General features: G+C 45.7%; 16 protein-coding genes and 1 tRNA gene. 10 read left to right on the plus strand and 7 right to left on the minus strand.

Translation table 11 applies throughout. The annotated features are described in order from the left end of the window. On the minus strand, positions 1-1,343 hold a 1,343-nt coding region (locus BUA53_RS19910; RefSeq protein WP_139256519.1), incomplete at its 3' end, for an Ig-like domain repeat protein. Between the two features lie 31 nt (positions 1,344-1,374). Between BUA53_RS19910 and BUA53_RS21355 the strand changes: the two genes are divergently transcribed. After that, entirely contained in the window at positions 1,375-1,614 is a 240-nt protein-coding gene (locus BUA53_RS21355; RefSeq protein WP_072837159.1) for a hypothetical protein, read from the plus strand. Between the two features lie 631 nt (positions 1,615-2,245). Further along, entirely contained in the window at positions 2,246-6,274 is a 4,029-nt protein-coding gene (locus tag BUA53_RS19920) for a T9SS type B sorting domain-containing protein (RefSeq protein WP_072837160.1), read from the plus strand. 263 nt (positions 6,275-6,537) lie between these two features. Here BUA53_RS19920 and infB read toward each other — a convergent pair whose 3' ends face one another. The 3 genes from infB to BUA53_RS19935 all read right to left on the minus strand — a co-directional run bounded on the left by infB (position 6,538) and on the right by BUA53_RS19935 (position 11,408). Further along, entirely contained in the window at positions 6,538-9,516 is a 2,979-nt protein-coding gene (gene infB, locus BUA53_RS19925; protein ID WP_072837161.1) for a translation initiation factor IF-2, read from the minus strand. Between the two features lie 110 nt (positions 9,517-9,626). Next, a complete protein-coding gene (gene nusA, locus BUA53_RS19930; RefSeq protein ID WP_072837162.1) occupies positions 9,627-10,874 on the minus strand; it encodes a transcription termination factor NusA in 1,248 nt (415 codons plus the stop codon). Between the two features lie 63 nt (positions 10,875-10,937). Then, entirely contained in the window at positions 10,938-11,408 is a 471-nt protein-coding gene (locus tag BUA53_RS19935; RefSeq protein ID WP_072837163.1) for a ribosome maturation factor RimP, read from the minus strand. A 166-nt stretch (positions 11,409-11,574) separates the two neighbouring features. Here BUA53_RS19935 and BUA53_RS19940 point away from each other — a divergent pair, with 166 nt between their 5' ends. Both BUA53_RS19940 and BUA53_RS19945 read left to right on the plus strand, forming a co-directional pair. Further along, the gene (locus BUA53_RS19940) at positions 11,575-11,775 is read left to right on the plus strand and encodes a hypothetical protein (RefSeq protein ID WP_139256520.1); all 201 of its coding nucleotides are present in this window, start codon (positions 11,575-11,577) and stop codon (positions 11,773-11,775) included. 86 nt (positions 11,776-11,861) lie between these two features. Next, positions 11,862-11,935, plus strand: a tRNA-Ile gene (locus tag BUA53_RS19945). 104 nt (positions 11,936-12,039) lie between these two features. Here BUA53_RS19945 and BUA53_RS21490 read toward each other — a convergent pair. Continuing rightward, complete coding sequence (locus tag BUA53_RS21490; RefSeq protein WP_217653037.1) at positions 12,040-12,234, minus strand: hypothetical protein; 195 nt, start codon at positions 12,232-12,234, stop codon at positions 12,040-12,042. Positions 12,235-12,518: 284 nt separating this feature from the next. Then, the gene (locus BUA53_RS19955) at positions 12,519-12,899 is read right to left on the minus strand and encodes a DUF6799 domain-containing protein (protein ID WP_072837166.1); all 381 of its coding nucleotides are present in this window, start codon (positions 12,897-12,899) and stop codon (positions 12,519-12,521) included. A 316-nt stretch (positions 12,900-13,215) separates the two neighbouring features. Between BUA53_RS19955 and BUA53_RS19960 the strand changes: the two genes are divergently transcribed. Beyond that, positions 13,216-13,713: a hypothetical protein gene (locus tag BUA53_RS19960; RefSeq protein ID WP_072837167.1), complete on the plus strand. Its 498-nt coding sequence runs from the start codon at positions 13,216-13,218 to the stop codon at positions 13,711-13,713. Positions 13,714-13,715: 2 nt separating this feature from the next. Then, positions 13,716-14,171: a DUF421 domain-containing protein gene (locus BUA53_RS19965; RefSeq protein WP_072837168.1), complete on the plus strand. Its 456-nt coding sequence runs from the start codon at positions 13,716-13,718 to the stop codon at positions 14,169-14,171. 3 nt (positions 14,172-14,174) lie between these two features. On the opposite strand, the gene BUA53_RS19970 is transcribed toward BUA53_RS19965, so the two are convergent. After that, a complete protein-coding gene (locus tag BUA53_RS19970) occupies positions 14,175-14,594 on the minus strand; it encodes a response regulator (protein WP_072837169.1) in 420 nt (139 codons plus the stop codon). Between the two features lie 508 nt (positions 14,595-15,102). On the opposite strand from BUA53_RS19970, the gene BUA53_RS19975 reads away from it, so the two are divergent. The 4 genes from BUA53_RS19975 to BUA53_RS19990 all read left to right on the plus strand — a co-directional run bounded on the left by BUA53_RS19975 (position 15,103) and on the right by BUA53_RS19990 (position 19,097). After that, positions 15,103-16,401 carry a LamG-like jellyroll fold domain-containing protein gene (locus BUA53_RS19975; protein ID WP_072837170.1) on the plus strand — a complete coding sequence of 433 codons (1,299 nt, stop codon included), beginning with the start codon at positions 15,103-15,105 and terminating at the stop codon, positions 16,399-16,401. Between the two features lie 307 nt (positions 16,402-16,708). Further along, a complete protein-coding gene (locus BUA53_RS19980; protein WP_072837171.1) occupies positions 16,709-17,437 on the plus strand; it encodes an outer membrane beta-barrel protein in 729 nt (242 codons plus the stop codon). Positions 17,438-17,513: 76 nt separating this feature from the next. Beyond that, positions 17,514-18,704 carry a GTPase HflX gene (gene hflX / locus BUA53_RS19985; RefSeq protein WP_072837172.1) on the plus strand — a complete coding sequence of 397 codons (1,191 nt, stop codon included), beginning with the start codon at positions 17,514-17,516 and terminating at the stop codon, positions 18,702-18,704. Between the two features lie 42 nt (positions 18,705-18,746). Continuing rightward, the gene (locus tag BUA53_RS19990) at positions 18,747-19,097 is read left to right on the plus strand and encodes a Rieske (2Fe-2S) protein (RefSeq protein WP_072837173.1); all 351 of its coding nucleotides are present in this window, start codon (positions 18,747-18,749) and stop codon (positions 19,095-19,097) included. Positions 19,098-19,141: the final 44 nt, after the last annotated feature.

Here is a 19,141-nt window from a genome sequence, read left to right on the forward strand (position 1 = left end):
GAAGCCGTAGCTCCCGGCGCAAAGTCCGCATCACCGTACTTCTTGTTAGATGGCAGGGCACCAAAAGTAATGACGTTTGCAGCCGGTACAATTGTGATGGTTCCGCTGGCTGCAGTAAAGTTGTAATTGGCTGCACTTAACCCGCTCACCACAGGTGTTATGGTCACACCCGAAGTACCTGCATTGGTGGTAGCAGTATAGTTGGTCGTATAGGTGGCTGTTCCACTGATTACAGAAGCTCCATCGCCATTCACAAAACCAGTTGGCGTATAGCTACCCGCATTAGTTACTGTTGCAACAGCTGTGCCGTAAGCCACTGCGGTTTGGTTATCGGCAGTGATGGTCAATGTGCCTTTATTAACTATTTGGATAACATTTGCACTTACACTAGGTCGAATATTAGAACCATCTCCATTGTAAGAAGCTTGAATTTTCCGTCCAGTCGTAACTGCTAGGCTTGATGTTGAATAAGCTGCTTGACCTGAACTATTTAAGGTAATAGGTTGAGCATTCAGCTTTATTTGAGGGCTACTTGTAACATCGAAAAAATCTACTGTACCAGAATTTATCACGTTGCCGTTTCCTTGTTGAGTAACAGTAGCAGTAAACGTTATTGACTGGCCATAAGTAGATGGATTATTTGAAGAAGAAATACTTGTTTGGGTATTTGTTGCATCTTTGAAATATGCATACGCTGTATCATGAGAAGTAACACCCACTGCTCTCAACCTCAAAGAATCCCCATTACAATCACAAACCGTCCAATTCGAAACAAACCCACCATTAGCATCTGCCAGCACTGTCCAGACCTGGTAAGATGAATCGGTGTGATCAATGGTATTACATGCCCTGCTAAGGTTCTTCACTTTAAGTCTGACACTATCGCCCGGCAAAAAACCCTGCCCGGTAAACACCGCATTCGACCTCGGTGCATAATCCGGTTTGTCGGTAGTAACGGTAGCATTACCCACATTCTCTTTGTATTGGGCATTAGCGACAGTGGAAAATAAGGTCATCAGGATAACCCCCATGGTCATCCCCAGCAAACGTAGTTTGGGTTGCATAGTTCTCTGGTTGAATAAGATTAAATGGTTTGGTGTATTTATAGAGATAGCAGATGTATTGATATCACTCTGCCTTGTTCCATTGTTTGCAGTTAAGGGAACAGGCAAAAGCCTGGCTGTAGTATGCTTACCCGCAATCAATATCTTATTGGCATGGATTGACATACCCGTCTGCTTTCGGCCCAATGAAAACCCGGAAGAGATAAAATGTTGGATAGCCCTGAAACAGGAAAGGATGACGGTAAGCGTCATCCTAAGCAATGTTAGCTTTGGTTGCATAGTAAAGTAGTTAGTTGATTGCGACACGGCGATGCAATTAGTTTGTTATGGCAGCTTCAGCGGATGGTGGACGGTAGTTCTTTGGAATGACCAGGGGGCCATTCAGTTCAGAGGATGGAGGATCAGTGAATGCTGGAAAACTATAAAAGCGATGCAAACATCTGTATTAATTCAAATGTTTATTTTCTTTTATGTCTTGCCCGCATCTTATGACGGTGAAATGGTGATAATGCCGGTTAAAAGCTCTGCCTTTCTATTGGTAATAGTATAGATTCTTCAGGGGAGGTTGGTATACAGTTAGTTCTTCAGGAGCTCAATAATGACACTCTTTTATGGGATGGTGGATACGTTTAAAGAGGTTACGGCGTTCTTATGGTGATTAGCGACACACAATGTAAGTTAGTTTTTTAACCTATACAATGAACCGGCAAATTTTTTTTTGAAAAATACGGTAAGGACCAGGTATTTCTACGTTAATGCTCACACTTTCAAGGCATTAAACTTCTGAAAAAAATGCTGCAACCGGCATGCAGATGTCTTCCGGGCAACAGCCTGGGAATAAAACTGCGGCGGGCGCAATGAACGCGGCGCAATTCTTAAGTGGCCTCTCTTTCCTAATTCACTTCTTCCTTCGATATTCCCTGTTCGATATTCGACATTCCCTCTCTCACCTTGTCAACATGTCAACTTTTCAACTTTTCAACCCTTAAACCTTCCATTCCATTTCCGTGACTCCTTTTTCTACCTCATCATTTCACATTCTCCGCCCGGAGATAGTTTATTTCTGTTTTTAACTGTATTTTACCCCCCGATTGGAGCATCGGTTTACCGCCGGCTCCTCCCTTAATCCCCCTCCCGATGAATACTGCTAACACTGCCACTACAGCACTATGCTAACCGCTATGGCCACCAACCGCCTCTACCTCTTTACGCGCATCCTGTTAGCGATGCTCATGGCCTTGTTATGCACCACCTCCCAGGCACAGAATGATAATTGTTCCGGCGCCATTCCCATCCTGCTTCCTAATGCAGGCTATGGATACGGAACGGTCAGCTCCGCCACCACCAACTTTTCCGGCCTAAGCATGCAGCCAGGGGAAAGCCTGGCACCTGCTAACAATGCGGTTGGGCAAAACCAGCAATCGGCCTGGTATACATTCACGCTGCCTACCCCCCGTTATATAACCCTATCCTTGCTCCAGCCCGTGTCGTCTATCAACCAGGGAGATGTAGGCCTGGCAGTATATAAAACAGCCAATTGCCTGCCTGTTCCGGTTGATCTGAGCACACAACTCTTTCCTTTAACAGGTTTTGGAAGCGTTTCGGCCAGTTGCGTAGGCCCTGGCACCTACCTGGTGCAGGTGGTGGGAAAAAGCAGCGCTAACGGGCCGGTTTTCCTGCAATTGCAGGCTGCCGCTACCGGGGCAGCCTATGATGCGGCTGCCGATGCGGCCGACCTGGGACTGGCCGGACCCCTTCTTTCTTCGGTGCTCTACCCGGTTGACTGCCAGTCGCTGGAAAGCCCTTTTGAAGTATGCGGCTCGCTGGCTAACGCCCCCCAATATTCGAAAAGCTCCTGGCAGGTATTTAGCACGCCCGGTGTTTTTACCTCCCTGATCTTTTCCGTTAGCCTGCCTTCGCTGCCTGCGGGGCAAAAGATAGGCCTCCGCCTGTTTGACGGCGACCTGCGCTGGGCTGCCGGTAATATCACGGTGCTTTGCGATTCGCTGGTAACGGATGCATCGGGCCAGGCAGCAAGATTATTTACCTGCGGCAGCCTGCGTGCTAATAGGGTTTATTCTGCCGAATTGTTTTTTTACAAAGATTTCAATGCACCTGTGGAAGTGAGCGTAAGCACTGATGCCCTGGTGATACAAAACAGTTTCAAAGCCGTATGCTCCGGCAACAGCTTTGTCCTTCCCTGGGGATCGGTGGCTACAGCGGATAGTACCTATTCCGATACCGTGCGCACGGTGGGTGGGTGCGATAGTTTGATACGGAATGTAACCGTGCAGTTTGATACAGCCCGCACCATCATTGATACCACCATTTACCAATGCCCTATTCAAAATTATACCCTGCCCTGGGGGCAGGTGGTGAATGCACCGGGCGTATATACCCATACCTTGTTTTATAGCTCGGGCTGCGACAGCGTGTACCAAACCGTACGCCTGCAGCTCCCCACTGTGCCCGTGCTCACCGATGCAGTGAACGCCTGTCCCGGTACTGGCTATACGCTTCCCTGGGGTCAAACGGTGACGGTGCCCGGCCGCTACAGTGATACCCTGAAAATGATAACTGGCTGTGACAGCCTGGTGCAGGTCATTGACCTTTCTTTTACCAACAATAGTGAAATAAAGTTCCGGCAGGACAGTGCCTGTGGCAGCGTTTATAATCTTCCCTGGGGAGGCATCGTCACCAGCTCCGGTATGTACTACGATACCATCCGCCGCGTGAATGGCTGCGACAGTATTGTCACCCTACTAAGCCTGAAGCTGAAGCCTACCTGGGTACAAAAAGATACCGTCAGCCTTTGTGGTGGCAGCACCTACACCCTTCCCTGGGGTGCCGTGGCTGATACCAGCGGCATTTACCGGGATACCATCCGCTATGCGGGTATACTGCCCTGTGATAGCCTGGTGCGGCAGGTGACCCTATTATTCAATCAACCCATAGTCCGGCCTGCGCAAGTTGCCTATCTCTGTGCAGGCGGCAGCTACACTCTTCCCTGGGGAACAGTGGTGAACAGCCCGGGACAGTATAAGGATACCATCAAAACAGCCAGTGGCTGCGATAGTTTGACCAGGCAGGTTGACCTGCTGTTGCAAACGCCTGTGGTTAGTGATACTTCCATCCAACTTTGCGAGGGAGCAACTTACCCGCTTCCCTGGGGTGGCCTGGCAGACAGGGATAGTGTCTATGCTCATAATACTCCCGGAACTTCCGGTTGCGATAGCCTCCGGCAAACCATCCGGGTGCGTGTATTGCGCAGCAGTGCTGATACTCTGAACCTGAATTTCTGCCAGGGGCAAGTGTATACATTACCGTGGGGACAGGTAACGGGCAGCGCCGGAACCTACCGTGATACCCTTCGCTATCCTTTAGGCTGCGATAGCCTGCTAAGAATAGTATACCTCTCGGCCAGCAATTACCAGGTAAAAGACACCCTTGTATCTCTGTGCCCCGGCGGCGCTTTTACATTGCCCTGGGGGCCGGTGGTCAATACACCCGGAATCTATACCGATACCCTGCGCTCTGTCAATGGTTGCGACAGCCTGGTAAGGCGTTATACTATTACCTTAAAAACACTGGTGATTGACCAGAAAAGCTATAGCAGTTGCACCGGGAGCTATACACTGCCCTGGGGACAGGTAGCCACCAGCCCGGGCATATACAGGGATACCCTACAGTCTGTAGCCGGCTGCGACAGCCTGGTAAGGGAGATCAACCTTTCACTGGTTTCGCCAGGTTTTCAATACACCGATACCACCATCTGCCAGGGACAGGTATACCTGTTGCCCAATGGATCTAAAACCAATGTTGCAGGGATGTATAGGGATACCATTAGGGCCGCAGGGGGTTGTGATAGCATCATACAGGTTACCAATCTTACAGTGCTTACTGTTCAAAAGGATAGCATCCCGGCATTCCTTTGCGCCGGCCATTCCTATACCCTCCCCTGGGGTGTAGTGGTAACGGTTCCGGGCAATTACAGTGATACCATACGGGGAACACGCGGTTGCGATAGCCTGGTGCGTACAGTAATGCTGCAGCTTTCAGCTGTAAAATACAGGTATGATACAGTGCGTATCTGCAATGGTGCCTCCTATATGTTGCCCTGGGGTCCATTGGTGCAGGCTGCAGGGAGCTATGCCGATACGTTACACTATGTCAATGGCTGCGACAGCAGTATTCATACAATACGAGTCAATGTATTGACCACTGCAGTTAAAAGCAGTGCTGCCAGTTTTTGCAAAGACGCTTCCTATACCCTGCCATGGGGAGCCACTGTAACCATACCTGGCATCTACAGGGATACCCTGCGGTATAGTACCGGCTGCGACAGCCTGGTGCAGGAAATAAACCTGGTACAGAACCAGCCATTGTTAGTACAGGTGGATACCAGTTTGTGCAGCGGCCAGGCCTACCTGCTACCAAATGGACAAATGGCTACTGTAAGCGGCATCTACCGCGACACAGTACGCTCCAAAACCGGCTGCGACAGCCTGGTACACCTTACGAATGTTTCTATAAGCACCATCCAAATAACGGCGATGAATATGGTTGCCTGTTCCGGTTTCCCCTACCAGCTACCCTGGGGCGCACAGGTAATGAATCCCGGTACCTATACAGACACCATTCATTCAGCAAAAGGTTGTGATAGCCTGGTGCGCATCGTAAACCTATCCGGGGATAGTTTGGTCACTTCAGTTCAGAAGTCCAATGATATCAGTTGCCTCCAACCCTCTGCGCAACTCAGGGCTTCGGGTGGGGTCAGTTATGCCTGGTCGCCGCCGGGTGGTTTAAGTGATCTGCGTTTATACAATCCCGTGGCCAGTCCTGCAGCCACCACCACTTACCAGGTGCAGATCACCAAGGCTAATGGTTGCGTAGTAACAGATACTATTACTGTATTCGTTGGAACAGGCAACCTGGATAATGCCTTCCTGGTGCCAAATGCCTTCACGCCTGATGGAGATGGAAAAAATGATTGCTTTGGCATTCGCCATTGGGGCGCCGTGAGCCATGTGCATTTTTCTATTTATAACCGCTGGGGCGTAGTGGTTTTCCAGACCAGCGACCCCCAACGCTGCTGGGATGGAACCTATAAGGGCACCCTATTACCTACAGCAAGCTTTGTTTATTTTATTGAAGCTACCACGCCTTGTGGACCTGTAGTCAGGAAGGGCACCGTGACGCTGGTGAGGTGAGAAAAGATGTAAAACTGAATATTTCATCCTTGGATAGAACCTGGTGGTTTAGATCAACTGCCTCCTGAAGAACTTAACACTAAACAAGGGCATCACCTATTATAGGCATTATTCCGATTAAATATTTCTGCTCATAATGAAATGCCTGCATGGTAATCCGTAAGGTTCTATATTATTCAAAGCAGTGTAAATACTGGTTGTTATTTCATAAAAAAAGGCTGTTCCTTTCCCGGAACAGCCTTAGACTATTATTGTTAGCACTTTTACAGTGTTCTTTTCACTTCTTCTTCTTCGTAAGCTTCTATAATATCACCAGCCTTGATGTCATTGTAGTTCTTGATGGTCAATCCGCATTCCATACCTACCAATACTTCCTTCACATCATCTTTGAAGCGTTTCAGGGAGCCCAATTCAGCACTTGCGGAGGCATTTGGATACACCACGATACCATCCCTGATCACTCTCACCTTATTGTCACGCCTTATCTTACCATCGATCACTACACAACCTGCAACGGTTGCCTTATCGAATTTGAACACCTCGCGGATCTCCACGTTGGCTACGATCTTCTCCTGGATCTTGGGTTCCAGCATTCCTTCCATGGCACTCTTGATCTCGTCAATGGCCGTATAGATAATGGAATAGGTCTTGATCTGGATACCTGCATTCTCCGCAATCCTGTTGGCCTGCATGGAAGGACGCACGTTAAATCCAATGATCACGGCATCGGAAGCTTCCGCCAGCACCACGTCACTTTCATTGATCTGGCCCACACCTTTATGGATAACGCTCACCAGGATCTCCTGGGTTGATAATTTCTGAAGGGAGTCACTCAGGGCTTCCACGGAACCATCCACGTCACCTTTGATGATCACCTTCAGCTCCTTAAAGTTTCCAAGAGCCAGGCGTCGCCCGATCTCGTCAAGGGTAATGTGCTTCTTGGCACGCATACCTTGTTCGCGAAGTATCTGGGCCCTGCGGTTAGCAATATCTTTAGCTTCTGCTTCATCAGCGTATACCTTGAAGGTTTCACCAGCCTGCGGTGCACCATTCAAACCTAGAATCAATACCGGTGTAGAAGGAGGCGCTTCATTTACCCTTTTGTTCCTTTCGTTCATCATGGCCTTCACGCGTCCGAAATGCTGACCGCTCACTACCAGGTCGCCGGCACGAAGCGTACCATTCTGTACCAGGATGGTGGCCACATAACCACGTCCCTTGTCCAGGGTAGCTTCAATGATGGTACCACTGGCTTCGCGGTTGGGGTTGGCTTTCAGGTCAAGGATCTCTGCTTCAAGTAATATTTTTTCAAGCAACAGGTCGATGTTCAGTCCCTGCTTGGCACTGATCTCCTGGCTTTGGAACTTACCACCCCAGGCTTCTACCAACAGGTTCATCTGGGCCAGTTGTTCGTATATCTTTTGCGGATTGGCTCCGTCTTTATCTATTTTGTTGATGGCGAAGATCATAGGTACACCAGCTGCCTGTGCGTGGCTGATGGCCTCACGGGTCTGTGGCATGATGGCATCATCCGCCGCAATTACAATAACTGCTATATCCGTGACCTTGGCACCACGGGCACGCATGGCGGTAAACGCTTCGTGACCCGGCGTATCCAGGAAGGTAATGTCTTTACCACCCGGCAGTTTTACCTGGTAGGCACCGATGTGCTGGGTGATACCACCTGCTTCACCGGCTACTACGCTGGCATTACGTATATAGTCAAGTAAAGAGGTCTTACCATGGTCAACGTGACCCATGATGGTGACTATAGGAGAACGGAACTGGAGGTCTTCTTCATTGTCTACATCTTCTTCTTCTTCCATTTCCAGCTGCTTCTCCATATCAATGAACTCCACGTCGAAGCCAAACTCACTGGCTACCAGTTCTATCACCTCTGCGTCGAGACGCTGGTTGATGGATACCATGATACCAAGTCCCATACATTTGGAGATCACTTCTGCAAAGGAAACATCCATCAGGTTGGCCAGTTCGCTCACACTGATGAATTCTGTTACCTGCAGTTTATTATCCTCGGCTCCATCCATGGCATCAGCCATTTCAGCCCTTCTTTCGCGACGCAGCTTGGCTTTGATGTTCTTTCCTTTACCACCACTGCCTGAAAGCTTGGCCTGCGTTTCCTGTATCTTACGTTGGATTTCTTTTTCGTCAATTTGCTTGTCTTCACCACGCTTGGCAAAGGCAGGACGCTGACCCGGGCGTGCAGGTGCCCCAAAACGGCTGCCACCAGCCTGCTGGCCAGTTCTACCCTTGTCTGTATTCCGCTGGATGGTAAAGCGTCCACCGCCTCCCTGTCCTGTAGTAGCTCCTTGCTGGCCTTGCGGTCCTCTCTGGATGCCCTGTGCGCCTCCGCCATCTTTTTTCTCAATGGGAATGCGTTTGCGTTTACGCTTTTCGTCGCTCGGCTTAGGCCGGGTATCACTATCCACGGGTAATTCTATTTTGCCTAAGATCTTAGGCCCTTCTATTTTTTCTGCTTTAATGTTTTCGATCACAGGCTCTGCTTCCTCTTCCGCTTGTGGCTGGGAAACTTCTGGCTTTGGTAGTTCGACAGGTGCCGGGGTTTCTTCCACCACTGGGGCCACTTCCGCTTCAGCGGCAGGTGCCACCGGCTCTTCGGGAGCAGGCGCTGCTTCTTTCTTGGGTTTTTTAACTCCTTTCTTTGGTCTTGTAGACGAATCAATGGCAGATAGATCAATCTTGTCCAACACCTTAGGCCCTTCAATTTCAGGAGTTTCCCTTCTTAGCACTTCAGGCTCTTCCGGTGCTTTAGGCTGCGGAGGTGCCACTTCTTCCTGCTGCACAGGTTCCGGAACTGCTTCAGGTACGGGCGCAGGGGTAGGAGCAGGAACGGGGGTCGGCTCGGGCTCAGGAAGTTTTACTTCCTCAACAACCGGCGCTGGTGCGGGCTCTTCTTTCTTAACCGCTTTAACGGGTTTTTCTTCCTTACGGAAGTGAATCTCCTCCTCGTCTTTTTTCTTCTTAGGCTCGGCAGCAGCTCCTTTGGGCAAATCGATCTGGATCGCCTTAAGCTTGGCTACTTTATCGCTCTGGAACTCTGCCTGCAAGGCACGGTACATGTCTACCGAAAGCTTTGCGGTGGGTTTCAGCTCGTCTTTGTCAAATCCTTTCCCCACCAGAAAGTCTACAAGGGTATCCTTACCGATGTTAAACTCTTTGGCGGCGGCCATCAACCTTGGTGTTGTTATTGTTTCTGCCATTAACTGTTTTTATAGTTCTCTTGTTTACAAGTTTAAGAGTTACCAAGTTCGTTCTCTAAGCTGCAAGCTACAACTCATGAAACCGTAAACCTGTGAACTGTAAACTTTTTTTATTCTTTTTCAAATTCTGCCTGCAACACTTTCCTTACATCCTCTATGGTTTCCTTTTCCAGGTCTGTTCTGCGTTCCAGCTCTTCGGCACTTAGTTCCAATACGCTTCTTGCCGTGTCGCAACCTACCCGCTTCAGTTCATCAATGACCCAGCTTTCTATCTCATCACTAAATTCTTCCAGGTCAATATCAAATTCTTCTACTTCACCTTCATTGTCACGGTACACATCCAGCTCGTAATTGGTAAGCTCGGAAGCAAGCTTGATGTTGACTCCCCGGCGCCCGATAGCGAGGGATACCTGGTCTGGCTTTAAATAAATACTGGCATGTTTACCATCCTGGTCCAGTTCCATACTGGTGATCTTGGCAGGAGTTAAGGAACGCTGGATCAATAACTGGATATTGCTGGTCCAGTTGATGACGTCAATATTTTCGTTTTTCAGCTCGCGAACGATTCCATGGATACGGCTACCTTTCATTCCCACACAGGCGCCAACAGGATCAATACGGTCGTCGTAAGATTCAACGGCCACCTTGGCTCTTTCACCCGGCTCCCGAACGATCTTCTTAATGACGATCAAACCATCGAATATCTCCGGTACTTCTATTTCCAAAAGCTTTGCCAGAAAATCGGGCGAGGTACGGGAAAGGATGATTACGGGGGTAGTATTTTTCATATCTACCTTTTTCACCACGGCACGGATGCTTTCTCCCTTCTTAAAATAATCCTGTGGTATCTGCTCACTTTTAGGAAGTATCAGTTCATTACCTTCCTCATCCAGCAATAAGATCTCCTTTTTCCATACCTGGTACACTTCTGCATTAATGATCTCACCAATGCGGTCCTGGTATTTCTTGGCCAGTACATTTTTCTTAAGGTCGGAAATGCGGCTGGCCAGGGTTTGCTTGGCTGCCAGGATAGCCCTGCGGCCAAAGTCAACCAGGTTCACCTCTTCATAAAGTTCCTCTCCCACTTCATAGTCAGGAGATATTTTCAGGGCATCACTGTATTCAATTTCTTCCAGGGTATTGTAAATATCCCCGTCTTCAACAATAGTGCGGCGACGAAAGATCTCAAGGTCACCCTTTTCAGCGTTCACGATCACGTCAAAGGTCTCGTCACTGCCATATTTCTTGCGCAGCAACGTCTTAAACACATCTTCCACTACACGCATCAGGGTGGGACGATCAATATTTTCTGCGTCCTTGAATTCCTGGAAAGCCTCCATTAAATTGATACTTGCCATATGTTCGATTTTTAGCTGGGCCCGGGTAAACAGCAGGTTTTGCCTGGTGCTACCCTTGCTAGTTTAAAACTTGATTTGAATTTTTGTAGTTTTTATCTGATCAAATAAAATTGATTCCTGTTTGGTTTCTTTTTTCTTACCCTTCCCTTCTTCCCATTCTATCAGCACGCTGTCTTCGGCCACTTCCAGCAGTTTTCCTTCTTTTTTGGTGCCATCTGCCAGGGTAATATCCACGAAACGCCCAATATTCTTTTTATACTGCCTCCGTATTTTTAAAGGCTCATCCAATCCCGGGGAGGAAACCTCCAGGGAAAAATTGCCATCTGGGTACATGCCGCTTTCTTCCAGGTCTTTATACAGCTTACGGTTATACTCTATCAGGTTGGAAAGGTTAACGCCTTCGTCAGCATCAATAAAGATCTTAATATTATTCGTAGGCTTCACCCATACGTCTACCAGGAAGTGCGTTGGATGCGCTTCCAGCAGTGTATTTATCTTCTGTTCTATTGCCTGGATTTGTGTTTCTAGTTGCATATCGGTAAAAGAAGAAGGGAACTTTCGTTCCCTTCCTTCAGTTTCTTAGCCGGTGCAAAGGTAAGACAAACGTTAAATACATTCCAAATTAAGCTTTGATTAATTGGCCTCTGTACCTTTGAAACGTATGATTTTAAGGTTTCTTTTTTATGTTTTCCTGTTCTATATGCTCTATAGACTGGTCTTTGATTTCATTATACCCGTTTACCGGACCACAAAAAAAGTAAAAAGGGGTTTTAGAGAAATGAATGAGCGCATGCGCCAGCATACGGAGGGTTTTACACCCGAAAAGCCCCAGGTGGAGAAGCAAAAATCTGGTGACACTAAGCCCGGCGATTATATTGAGTTTGAAGAATTGAAAGATTAATTATGTATTTCCCTATTTTTGCAAACCCGCGGAATCATCCCCGGGTAAATAATTGGTCCTTTTCAGGTAAAACCAGGGAAGGACAAGGATCCTTAGCTCAGATGGTTAGAGCATCTGACTCATAATCAGAGGGTCGCTGGTTCGATCCCAGCAGGATCCACTTTCAAAAAAGGAGTTACTGTAAAGTAGCTCCTTTTTTATTTTAAGCTGCACAATAAGGAAAGTGTTTTGAAGATTTCGCCTGAAATACAATTATATCCCTCATTATAATTGAGCAGTGTGCCTTTTTTGCCTAAGAAATACAAGTAAACTTAAGACCAGGAGTCCAATTGATAATCCCTTTATAAATCCATCTGTGGCGTCTGATATTGACATATAACGCTTAATGATAAAACCTGAATTCAATAATACTACGCCTGCAACGAGAAGTGCCACATTTGTTTTGTTCAATTGCTTCATATTGATTTTGGGATGGTGATACATTTTTATTTGTCCTTATCCTCCATTCATAGTCCTTACTGACCTTTGACTAAATAGAGTTATTTGAATTAGTTTTCAAAGTAAAGGTCTTTTACCAAGAAAATTTGCTACCCGGATCCGTGTTTAGGGCTGTTTTAATTTTACCTATAAGAAAATGTCCGCCTAATATTAATAAACAATAGCAATTTAGCCTGCCATTATTAAAGGGTTACCAGTAAGATACCGGTAACCCTTTAATATAAAAGATCTCAGGATTGTCTTCCTTACATTTTCTTTTTCGACTTCATTTTTGACATGGAATGGTGTGCCACTGTGCCATTCATATACACGCAATCACCATTCTTTAAAGTCATAGTCTTACCATTTTTCATTTTCACCGTTCCATCGGTCATTACCTGGGTACCATTTTTCATGGTCATGTCCTGTTCCATAGGCATTGTCTTACCATTCATCATGGACATCATCTTTCCGTCTTCCATCATTACACAATCTTTCATATGCTTATGCATACCTGTGCTCTTCATGGTTGATTTGTGATACTTTGTAGTGGTCTTGTGAGTCATTGGACGTTTTGTCATTGAATCCTGTGCATGCAGAGAAAGGCCGAGGCAACAAACCAGGGCCAGGAGAATTACCTGTTTCATATAGCTACAATTTTGGGTTAAAAAATGGTCCTGTTAAGTTACTTCATTAAATCCACCGGTTTATTTGTTCTACCATTTCTTTTTATGTAAAAATTCTTTTCCTGAATAAATATTGTTGAGCATAGAAGCATACCTCATTAGAAATAGCTGCTCTTTTTATAACCAGGAATTAAACATAGAAGCTTAATACTAATACGGGTGAATGAATAGCAGGATACAATATAATTGAACTTGTAAATGAATACTTCCTGAGAAAGATCGTTTTAACTGCTGGCAATACAATTGCATAACTGCAGACCTAAAGCTGAAATAAGCTATGCCAGCCAAAAGACAAACCATTGAACACGTAAAAACAGATCTTGAAATTGATGAAGAACTACGACTTCATGAAAAAGGATGGGTCATTCAAAGAGTAGGACAGGTTATAGTAGTCCTGGTGATGATGGGTGGTGCACTTGGCTTGTTTGGAGAAGGGTTGTTCAGCAAGGCTACGCCTCACATGGGAAATGTCAATGTTGAATATGAACGCTTCTTCCGTTACCAGACAGAAATGAGAATAGAGGTGAAATCAAGTGAGCATATCAGCACTATTTCTTTCCCACAGGCATACCTCCAGAAATTTAAGCTGATACGTTTTATGCCTGAACCCGAATCCAACAGTACAGCCGGCAGCGAAACCATTTACAGCTTTTTACCCAGGGAAAATCATATTGTAAGCATTTACCTGGAAACCCAGAACTATGGCAACATTTCAGGACTTATGAAGATAAATGGCAAGGACCCTATTCAATTACAACATTTTATATACCCATAATTATGAACCCTGTTTTCCGTGGCGCCGTTATTTATATATTCCTCCTGATCCTGTTCCGCATCATGGGTAAAAGGTCGCTGAATGAAACTACCACCTTTGATTTTGTATTGCTGCTGATCATAAGCGAGGTAACCCAACAGGCATTGGTAGGCGAAGATTTTTCCCTCACTGCTTCTGCCCTGCTGATAACAACATTGATGGGCATTGATATGATCTTAACCATTACCAAGCAAAAGTTTGCCATGTTTGGCAGGATAGTAGAAGGTGCTCCCCTGGTGATCGTAGATAATGGTAAGCCATTGAAAAAACGTATGCAAAAGACACAGGTAGATGAAGAAGATATCCTGCATGCAGCCAGGTCCAACTTTGGCATTGAAAAAATGGAAGAGATCAAATATGCGGTTTTGGAAAAGGATGGCACCATATCCATTATTCCTGTTCAAAATTCTTCATCTTAGTCTTCAGGTGTTATTAATGTGCTTGGACAATTCCCAGTAATTAAATAAAGTGCGTAACATATCCTTAATAGCCTGGAAGCTTCCCGGCTTTTGAAAATAGCCCTGGACACTCAGTTGATGTGCCAGGCGGACTGCTGATGCACTGGCATTGGTGGATATAAAAACAAAGGGTATTCCTTTCTCCCGTAAATAGTCATTGTTCTGAATCTGCTGTTTGAACTCCAGCCCATTCACCTGAGGCATATTAACATCAGAAAGTATAATAAATGGTTGTTCCTGGGTGGTCAGTAAATAATCCAGCGCTTTTTCTGCCCGGTCAAAATACCTGATCTCATTGGGAACCTGGATAGCTCTTATGGCATCACTATATATTTCCTGGTCATCAATATCGTCTTCTACAATTATAATTGGACCTTTGGTCATTACATTTAGTTGTTTCTAAGGCTACAAGGTAAACAGATTTCAATCCAATATCTTTTTCCTCAATGTATTAACACTTTCATCCCAATACATTAATTTTTAGTTGTAGCAATATGGTGTGGGTCTAACCACAAAGGTATCCGGGCAATATTCCCTCCCTGCATTTTACCCTTCATTTGATGCAATAGCTACACCATACCGATAGACCCAGCGTAAAGGTTTGTAATGCCCATGGCCTGGGTTTTGCCTGTAATGTATAGTCACCTTATAGGTAAAAGAAAACTTGCGCTTATACCACCTTGTTTGACTACTTCTAAAAAATGTTTGGAAACAGGAAAAAGCAAATGGTAATATTCACAATTTTCTTTTTATCTTCAACTACTCAAGAATTCGCTTGCTATAACTCCATTCCTGCTGAAAAGCGCATTTAACTCCTGGCAAAACCATTTCATTGAATTTCCCACTGTAGAAATACAGTGAATTATCTCTTAACGCTATTAAAACCAGTCGCATGAAAAAAAACTTTACCCGCTTGTTATGGACAGTCCTATCCCTGTTTTTCATTTCTGCTCAATCACAAGCCCAGTCAGGACAGGCGCTCAATTTTGTACCGAACCAGTATGCTACCTTGCCGGATAATATTCTTTCAGGCATAGGCACTGGAAGTTTTACCATTGAAGCCTGGGTATACTGGAGAGGCGGAGGAAATTGGCAAAGGGTTTTTGATATTGGCACAAGCCAAACTAATTACATGTATTTGTCTGTTTCAGGTGATGTGGGTAGTGGTCAGGAAATCGTGTTTGGATGGGCCATGAATGGTTATCCGGAACGTCGGGCAACTTCAGCGTTTGCAATGCCTTTAAACGTTTGGACACACATTGCAATTACAGTCGATTACGCTGACCCTCTATATCCTAAAGCATATATGTTTGTAAACGGGGTGCGTACCGGTCCTACTTTTGGAGGTCAGGGTATGTTGGACTTAGGATCTAACACACCATATACAGCAGCTGGAATGGGTACAAACCTAACAAGCAGTTGGTTGGGAAAATCAGAATTTGCAGATCCTCCATATAATGATGCCTATTTTAATGGTGCTATTGATGAATTACGTATATCAAATGTTGTCAGGTATACCGATGCCGCAACCTTTACACCAGCTAATACATTCACACCTGATGCCAATACAACTGCGCTTTATCATTTCGAGGACCCAATTGGATCCACTACTGCTGCAAATTCAGCGGCTACCGCAGTAGGTCCAATCACTTTAAATGGAGCAACTTTTGTTGGAGTTACTGTTTTACCTGTATACATCCTCAACTTCGATGCGCAGAAAGCAGGAAATTCTGTGAAGGTGCAATGGAAGGTGTATTCCACAGGAGAAGGTGGTCAATTTGTAATTGAACGCAGCCTCGATGGCAATAAGTTCCAGGCAGTAGGAACCCGCGACATACCTAATTCACAGGGTATATTCTCTTTCACAATGGAAGATCGCTCTTTCCAAAGTGGTAAGAATTACTATCGCCTCAAAGTGATGGAAAATGGCAGCCAGGCCAAGTTCTCCAACATTGTTGCGGTGGATGCCTTTACTACTTTGTATACGGCTTATCCAACCGTAACCTCATCCCAGTTATTTATTCAACTGCCGCAGGCTACCACCATCAGCATCTTTAATACTAATGGTGCTATGGTGAAAAGGGTTCAGCTGGCTAATTCACAGAACATCGATGTATCTAACCTTGCCAAAGGTTCTTACCAGGTGTTATTTGAAGGAGCTAAAGAATCCGTTCGGTTCATAAAGCTCTAAACCATCCCACACATACAAAGCCGCATTCTTTCAGAGTGCGGCTTTTTTATTTTCGCTTAGTTGATTCTTTAAGAATTGATATATAGTTCCTAATATGAAAGGAAATATTAAGAATGCAGAATATGTATACCCTTCCCGCCTCTCTCTCCTTGTCAACTAGTCAAACCTCAACACATCTACCTTTACAATTACTACCTTTCTCATTCCTTATTCCTAATTCTATATTCTGCTCTTCCCACCCTATTTTTGCCGCATTAACCTTTCATTAACCCATAGGAAAATACATTTGTTGCAATTAACCAATTATATGAGAAGAATTGTTCTGACAGTTTTGGCTTTTTGTGCTGTTCAACTGGTGTTCGCACAGGATACAACTGTGGTTCGTAAAACCGTTACGCCTGTTTCACCTAATGTGGGCGGCAATGATCATTTGCTATTACAGTTAGGCTATACCCAATGGCAGGGAAAACCAGATTCCATCAAGACCAAGGGCCTATCCCGCACTTTCAATATGTATTTTATGTTTGCATTCCCGTTCAAGACCAATCCACACCTGAGTGTGGCGCTGGGACCAGGGTTTGCAACTGACCATATGTTCTTTGATAAAATGGATATTGGCATCACCAGGAACACTGCTACAGTGCATTTTGATGATGTATCCGATACCACTCATTTTAAAAAATACAAATTATCCACTGCATTCCTGGAAGCACCGGTTGAATTGCGCTATAGTTCAAATCCGCTTGACGACAAACGCAGTGTGAAAGTAGCCTTGGGTGTGAAAGTTGGTACCATGCTGGCTGCCTGGACAAAAGGTAAGACAGAAGTGAATAGCAACGGCAATACCCTCAGGTCTTATACAGACAAGGAAAAGAGTAAGCACTTCTTTAATACCAATCGCCTGTCCGTAATGGGTCGCCTTGGATATGGAAAATTCAGCTTATTCACATCCTATGCCATCACCCCGGTGTTCAAAGAAGGTGTAGCACCAACCGTGCGCCCGTTGACCATTGGTCTTACATTAAGTGGTCTGTAAGTAATTTGCACAATAGTTGCGTTATAGTGGTCCCGCCGGATAGGCGGGACTTTTTTTAATTCTAATACCTTTGTACATGCTCGATAAGAAAAGAAAGATACACCACGAAGAAAGGGCCGTATTGGTAGGACTCATACAAAAAGACCAGCGGGAACAGGAAGTAATGGAATACCTGGAGGAGCTGGCCTTCCTGGCCGAAACTGCCGGAGCGGTGGCTGTAAAGAAATTTATCCAGAAGCTGCCCCACCCGGATAGCCGCACCTATATAGGCAAGGGTAAGCTGGAAGAAATAAAGAAATACATCAGTGACAGGGATATCAATGTGCTCATTTTCGACGACGAGCTCAATGGATCGCAGATCATGAATATTGAAAAAGAAGTGGGCGTAAAGACGATCGACCGTTCCGACCTCATACTCGACATCTTTGCCCGGAGGGCCAAGACGGCACAGGCCAAGGCCCAGGTGGAACTGGCACAATACCAGTATATCCTGCCCCGATTGCGTGGTATGTGGAAACACCTGGAAAGGCTTGGTGGTGGTATTGGTACCAGGGGACCCGGTGAAACAGAGATTGAAACAGACCGTCGTATTGTGCGGGACAAGATCTCTCTTCTGCGAAAAAGACTGGCAGAAATAGACAAGCAATCCTTTACGCAACGTAAGGACCGGGGTGAATTTATCCGTGTTTCATTGGTAGGTTATACCAATGTGGGCAAGTCCACCATTATGAACCTGCTGAGTAAAAGCGAGGTGCTGGCAGAAAACAAGCTATTTGCTACCCTGGATACGACCACACGGAAGATGGTATATGAGAATACACCCTTCTTGCTAAGTGATACCGTTGGATTCATTCGCAAATTGCCTCACCATCTCGTAGAAAGCTTTAAAAGCACCCTTGATGAAGTGCGTGAAGCCGATATCCTCCTTCATGTAGTGGATATCTCGCATCTCAATTACGAGGACCAGATAGGCGTGGTAGATAAAACACTCCAGGATATCGGTGCCTTTGACAAGCCAATTATTACAGTATTCAACAAGATGGACCTGTATATCAAGCACACCTTTGATGAATGGCTGGACGAAAGCACCAAGGAGCAGATATTGAAAGACCTGGAAGCCCGCTGGCATAATCATACCAATGGCAATGCCATCTTTATTTCGGCCCTGGAGCGGACCAATATTGACGAACTGCGCCGCACCATCCTGGAAAAGGTGAGGGAATTGTACCGGATAAGGTATCCTTACAAATCAGAATTTTTCTATTAAGAAGTAAGCACTTAATGAATCACATATAGCACACCCTTACCCATGATTGAAAACAGGTGGATCAAAATAGCGGGCAGCATTGAAGAAATAGATTTTGGCAGCAACAACCTGGCAGAGGTGGATGCAGATGGCAAAAAGATCTGCCTGGGTCGTCGTGATAATGAAATATTTGCTTTTGCCTCAAAATGCCCCCATGCAGGTGGCTACTTATCCGAAGGTTATGTTGATGCCTTGGGCAACGTTGTCTGTCCCATTCACCGCTACAAGTTTTGCATGAAGAATGGCCGCAATGTCAGTGGTGAAGGCTACTACCTGAAGCACTGGCCGGTGGAAATAAGAGAAGATGGCGTGTTTGTAGGATTGGAGAAGAATAAGTTGTTTGGGCTGTTGTAGATGCATTCTAAGAATGCGCAAATGATACAAGAACCCTAATAATT

This window comes from Flavisolibacter ginsengisoli DSM 18119 (genome assembly GCF_900129295.1).
GTDB classification, from domain to species: domain Bacteria; phylum Bacteroidota; class Bacteroidia; order Chitinophagales; family Chitinophagaceae; genus Flavisolibacter; species Flavisolibacter ginsengisoli.

What these genes read in the sequence shown, in the direction of transcription:
- BUA53_RS21355 (WP_072837159.1), top strand. Translation starts at nt 1,375, where the DNA reads ATGCAATTAGTTTGTTATGGCAGCTTCAGCGGATGGTGGACGGTAGTT.
- BUA53_RS19920 (WP_072837160.1), top strand. Translation starts at nt 2,246, where the DNA reads ATGGCCACCAACCGCCTCTACCTCTTTACGCGCATCCTGTTAGCGATG.
- infB (WP_072837161.1), bottom strand. Translation starts at nt 9,516, where the DNA reads ATGGCAGAAACAATAACAACACCAAGGTTGATGGCCGCCGCCAAAGAG.
- nusA (WP_072837162.1), bottom strand. Translation starts at nt 10,874, where the DNA reads ATGGCAAGTATCAATTTAATGGAGGCTTTCCAGGAATTCAAGGACGCA.
- BUA53_RS19935 (WP_072837163.1), bottom strand. Translation starts at nt 11,408, where the DNA reads ATGCAACTAGAAACACAAATCCAGGCAATAGAACAGAAGATAAATACA.
- BUA53_RS19940 (WP_139256520.1), top strand. Translation starts at nt 11,575, where the DNA reads ATGCTCTATAGACTGGTCTTTGATTTCATTATACCCGTTTACCGGACC.
- BUA53_RS21490 (WP_217653037.1), bottom strand. Translation starts at nt 12,234, where the DNA reads ATGAAGCAATTGAACAAAACAAATGTGGCACTTCTCGTTGCAGGCGTA.
- BUA53_RS19955 (WP_072837166.1), bottom strand. Translation starts at nt 12,899, where the DNA reads ATGAAACAGGTAATTCTCCTGGCCCTGGTTTGTTGCCTCGGCCTTTCT.
- BUA53_RS19960 (WP_072837167.1), top strand. Translation starts at nt 13,216, where the DNA reads ATGCCAGCCAAAAGACAAACCATTGAACACGTAAAAACAGATCTTGAA.
- BUA53_RS19965 (WP_072837168.1), top strand. Translation starts at nt 13,716, where the DNA reads ATGAACCCTGTTTTCCGTGGCGCCGTTATTTATATATTCCTCCTGATC.
- BUA53_RS19970 (WP_072837169.1), bottom strand. Translation starts at nt 14,594, where the DNA reads ATGACCAAAGGTCCAATTATAATTGTAGAAGACGATATTGATGACCAG.
- BUA53_RS19975 (WP_072837170.1), top strand. Translation starts at nt 15,103, where the DNA reads ATGAAAAAAAACTTTACCCGCTTGTTATGGACAGTCCTATCCCTGTTT.
- BUA53_RS19980 (WP_072837171.1), top strand. Translation starts at nt 16,709, where the DNA reads ATGAGAAGAATTGTTCTGACAGTTTTGGCTTTTTGTGCTGTTCAACTG.
- hflX (WP_072837172.1), top strand. Translation starts at nt 17,514, where the DNA reads ATGCTCGATAAGAAAAGAAAGATACACCACGAAGAAAGGGCCGTATTG.
- BUA53_RS19990 (WP_072837173.1), top strand. Translation starts at nt 18,747, where the DNA reads ATGATTGAAAACAGGTGGATCAAAATAGCGGGCAGCATTGAAGAAATA.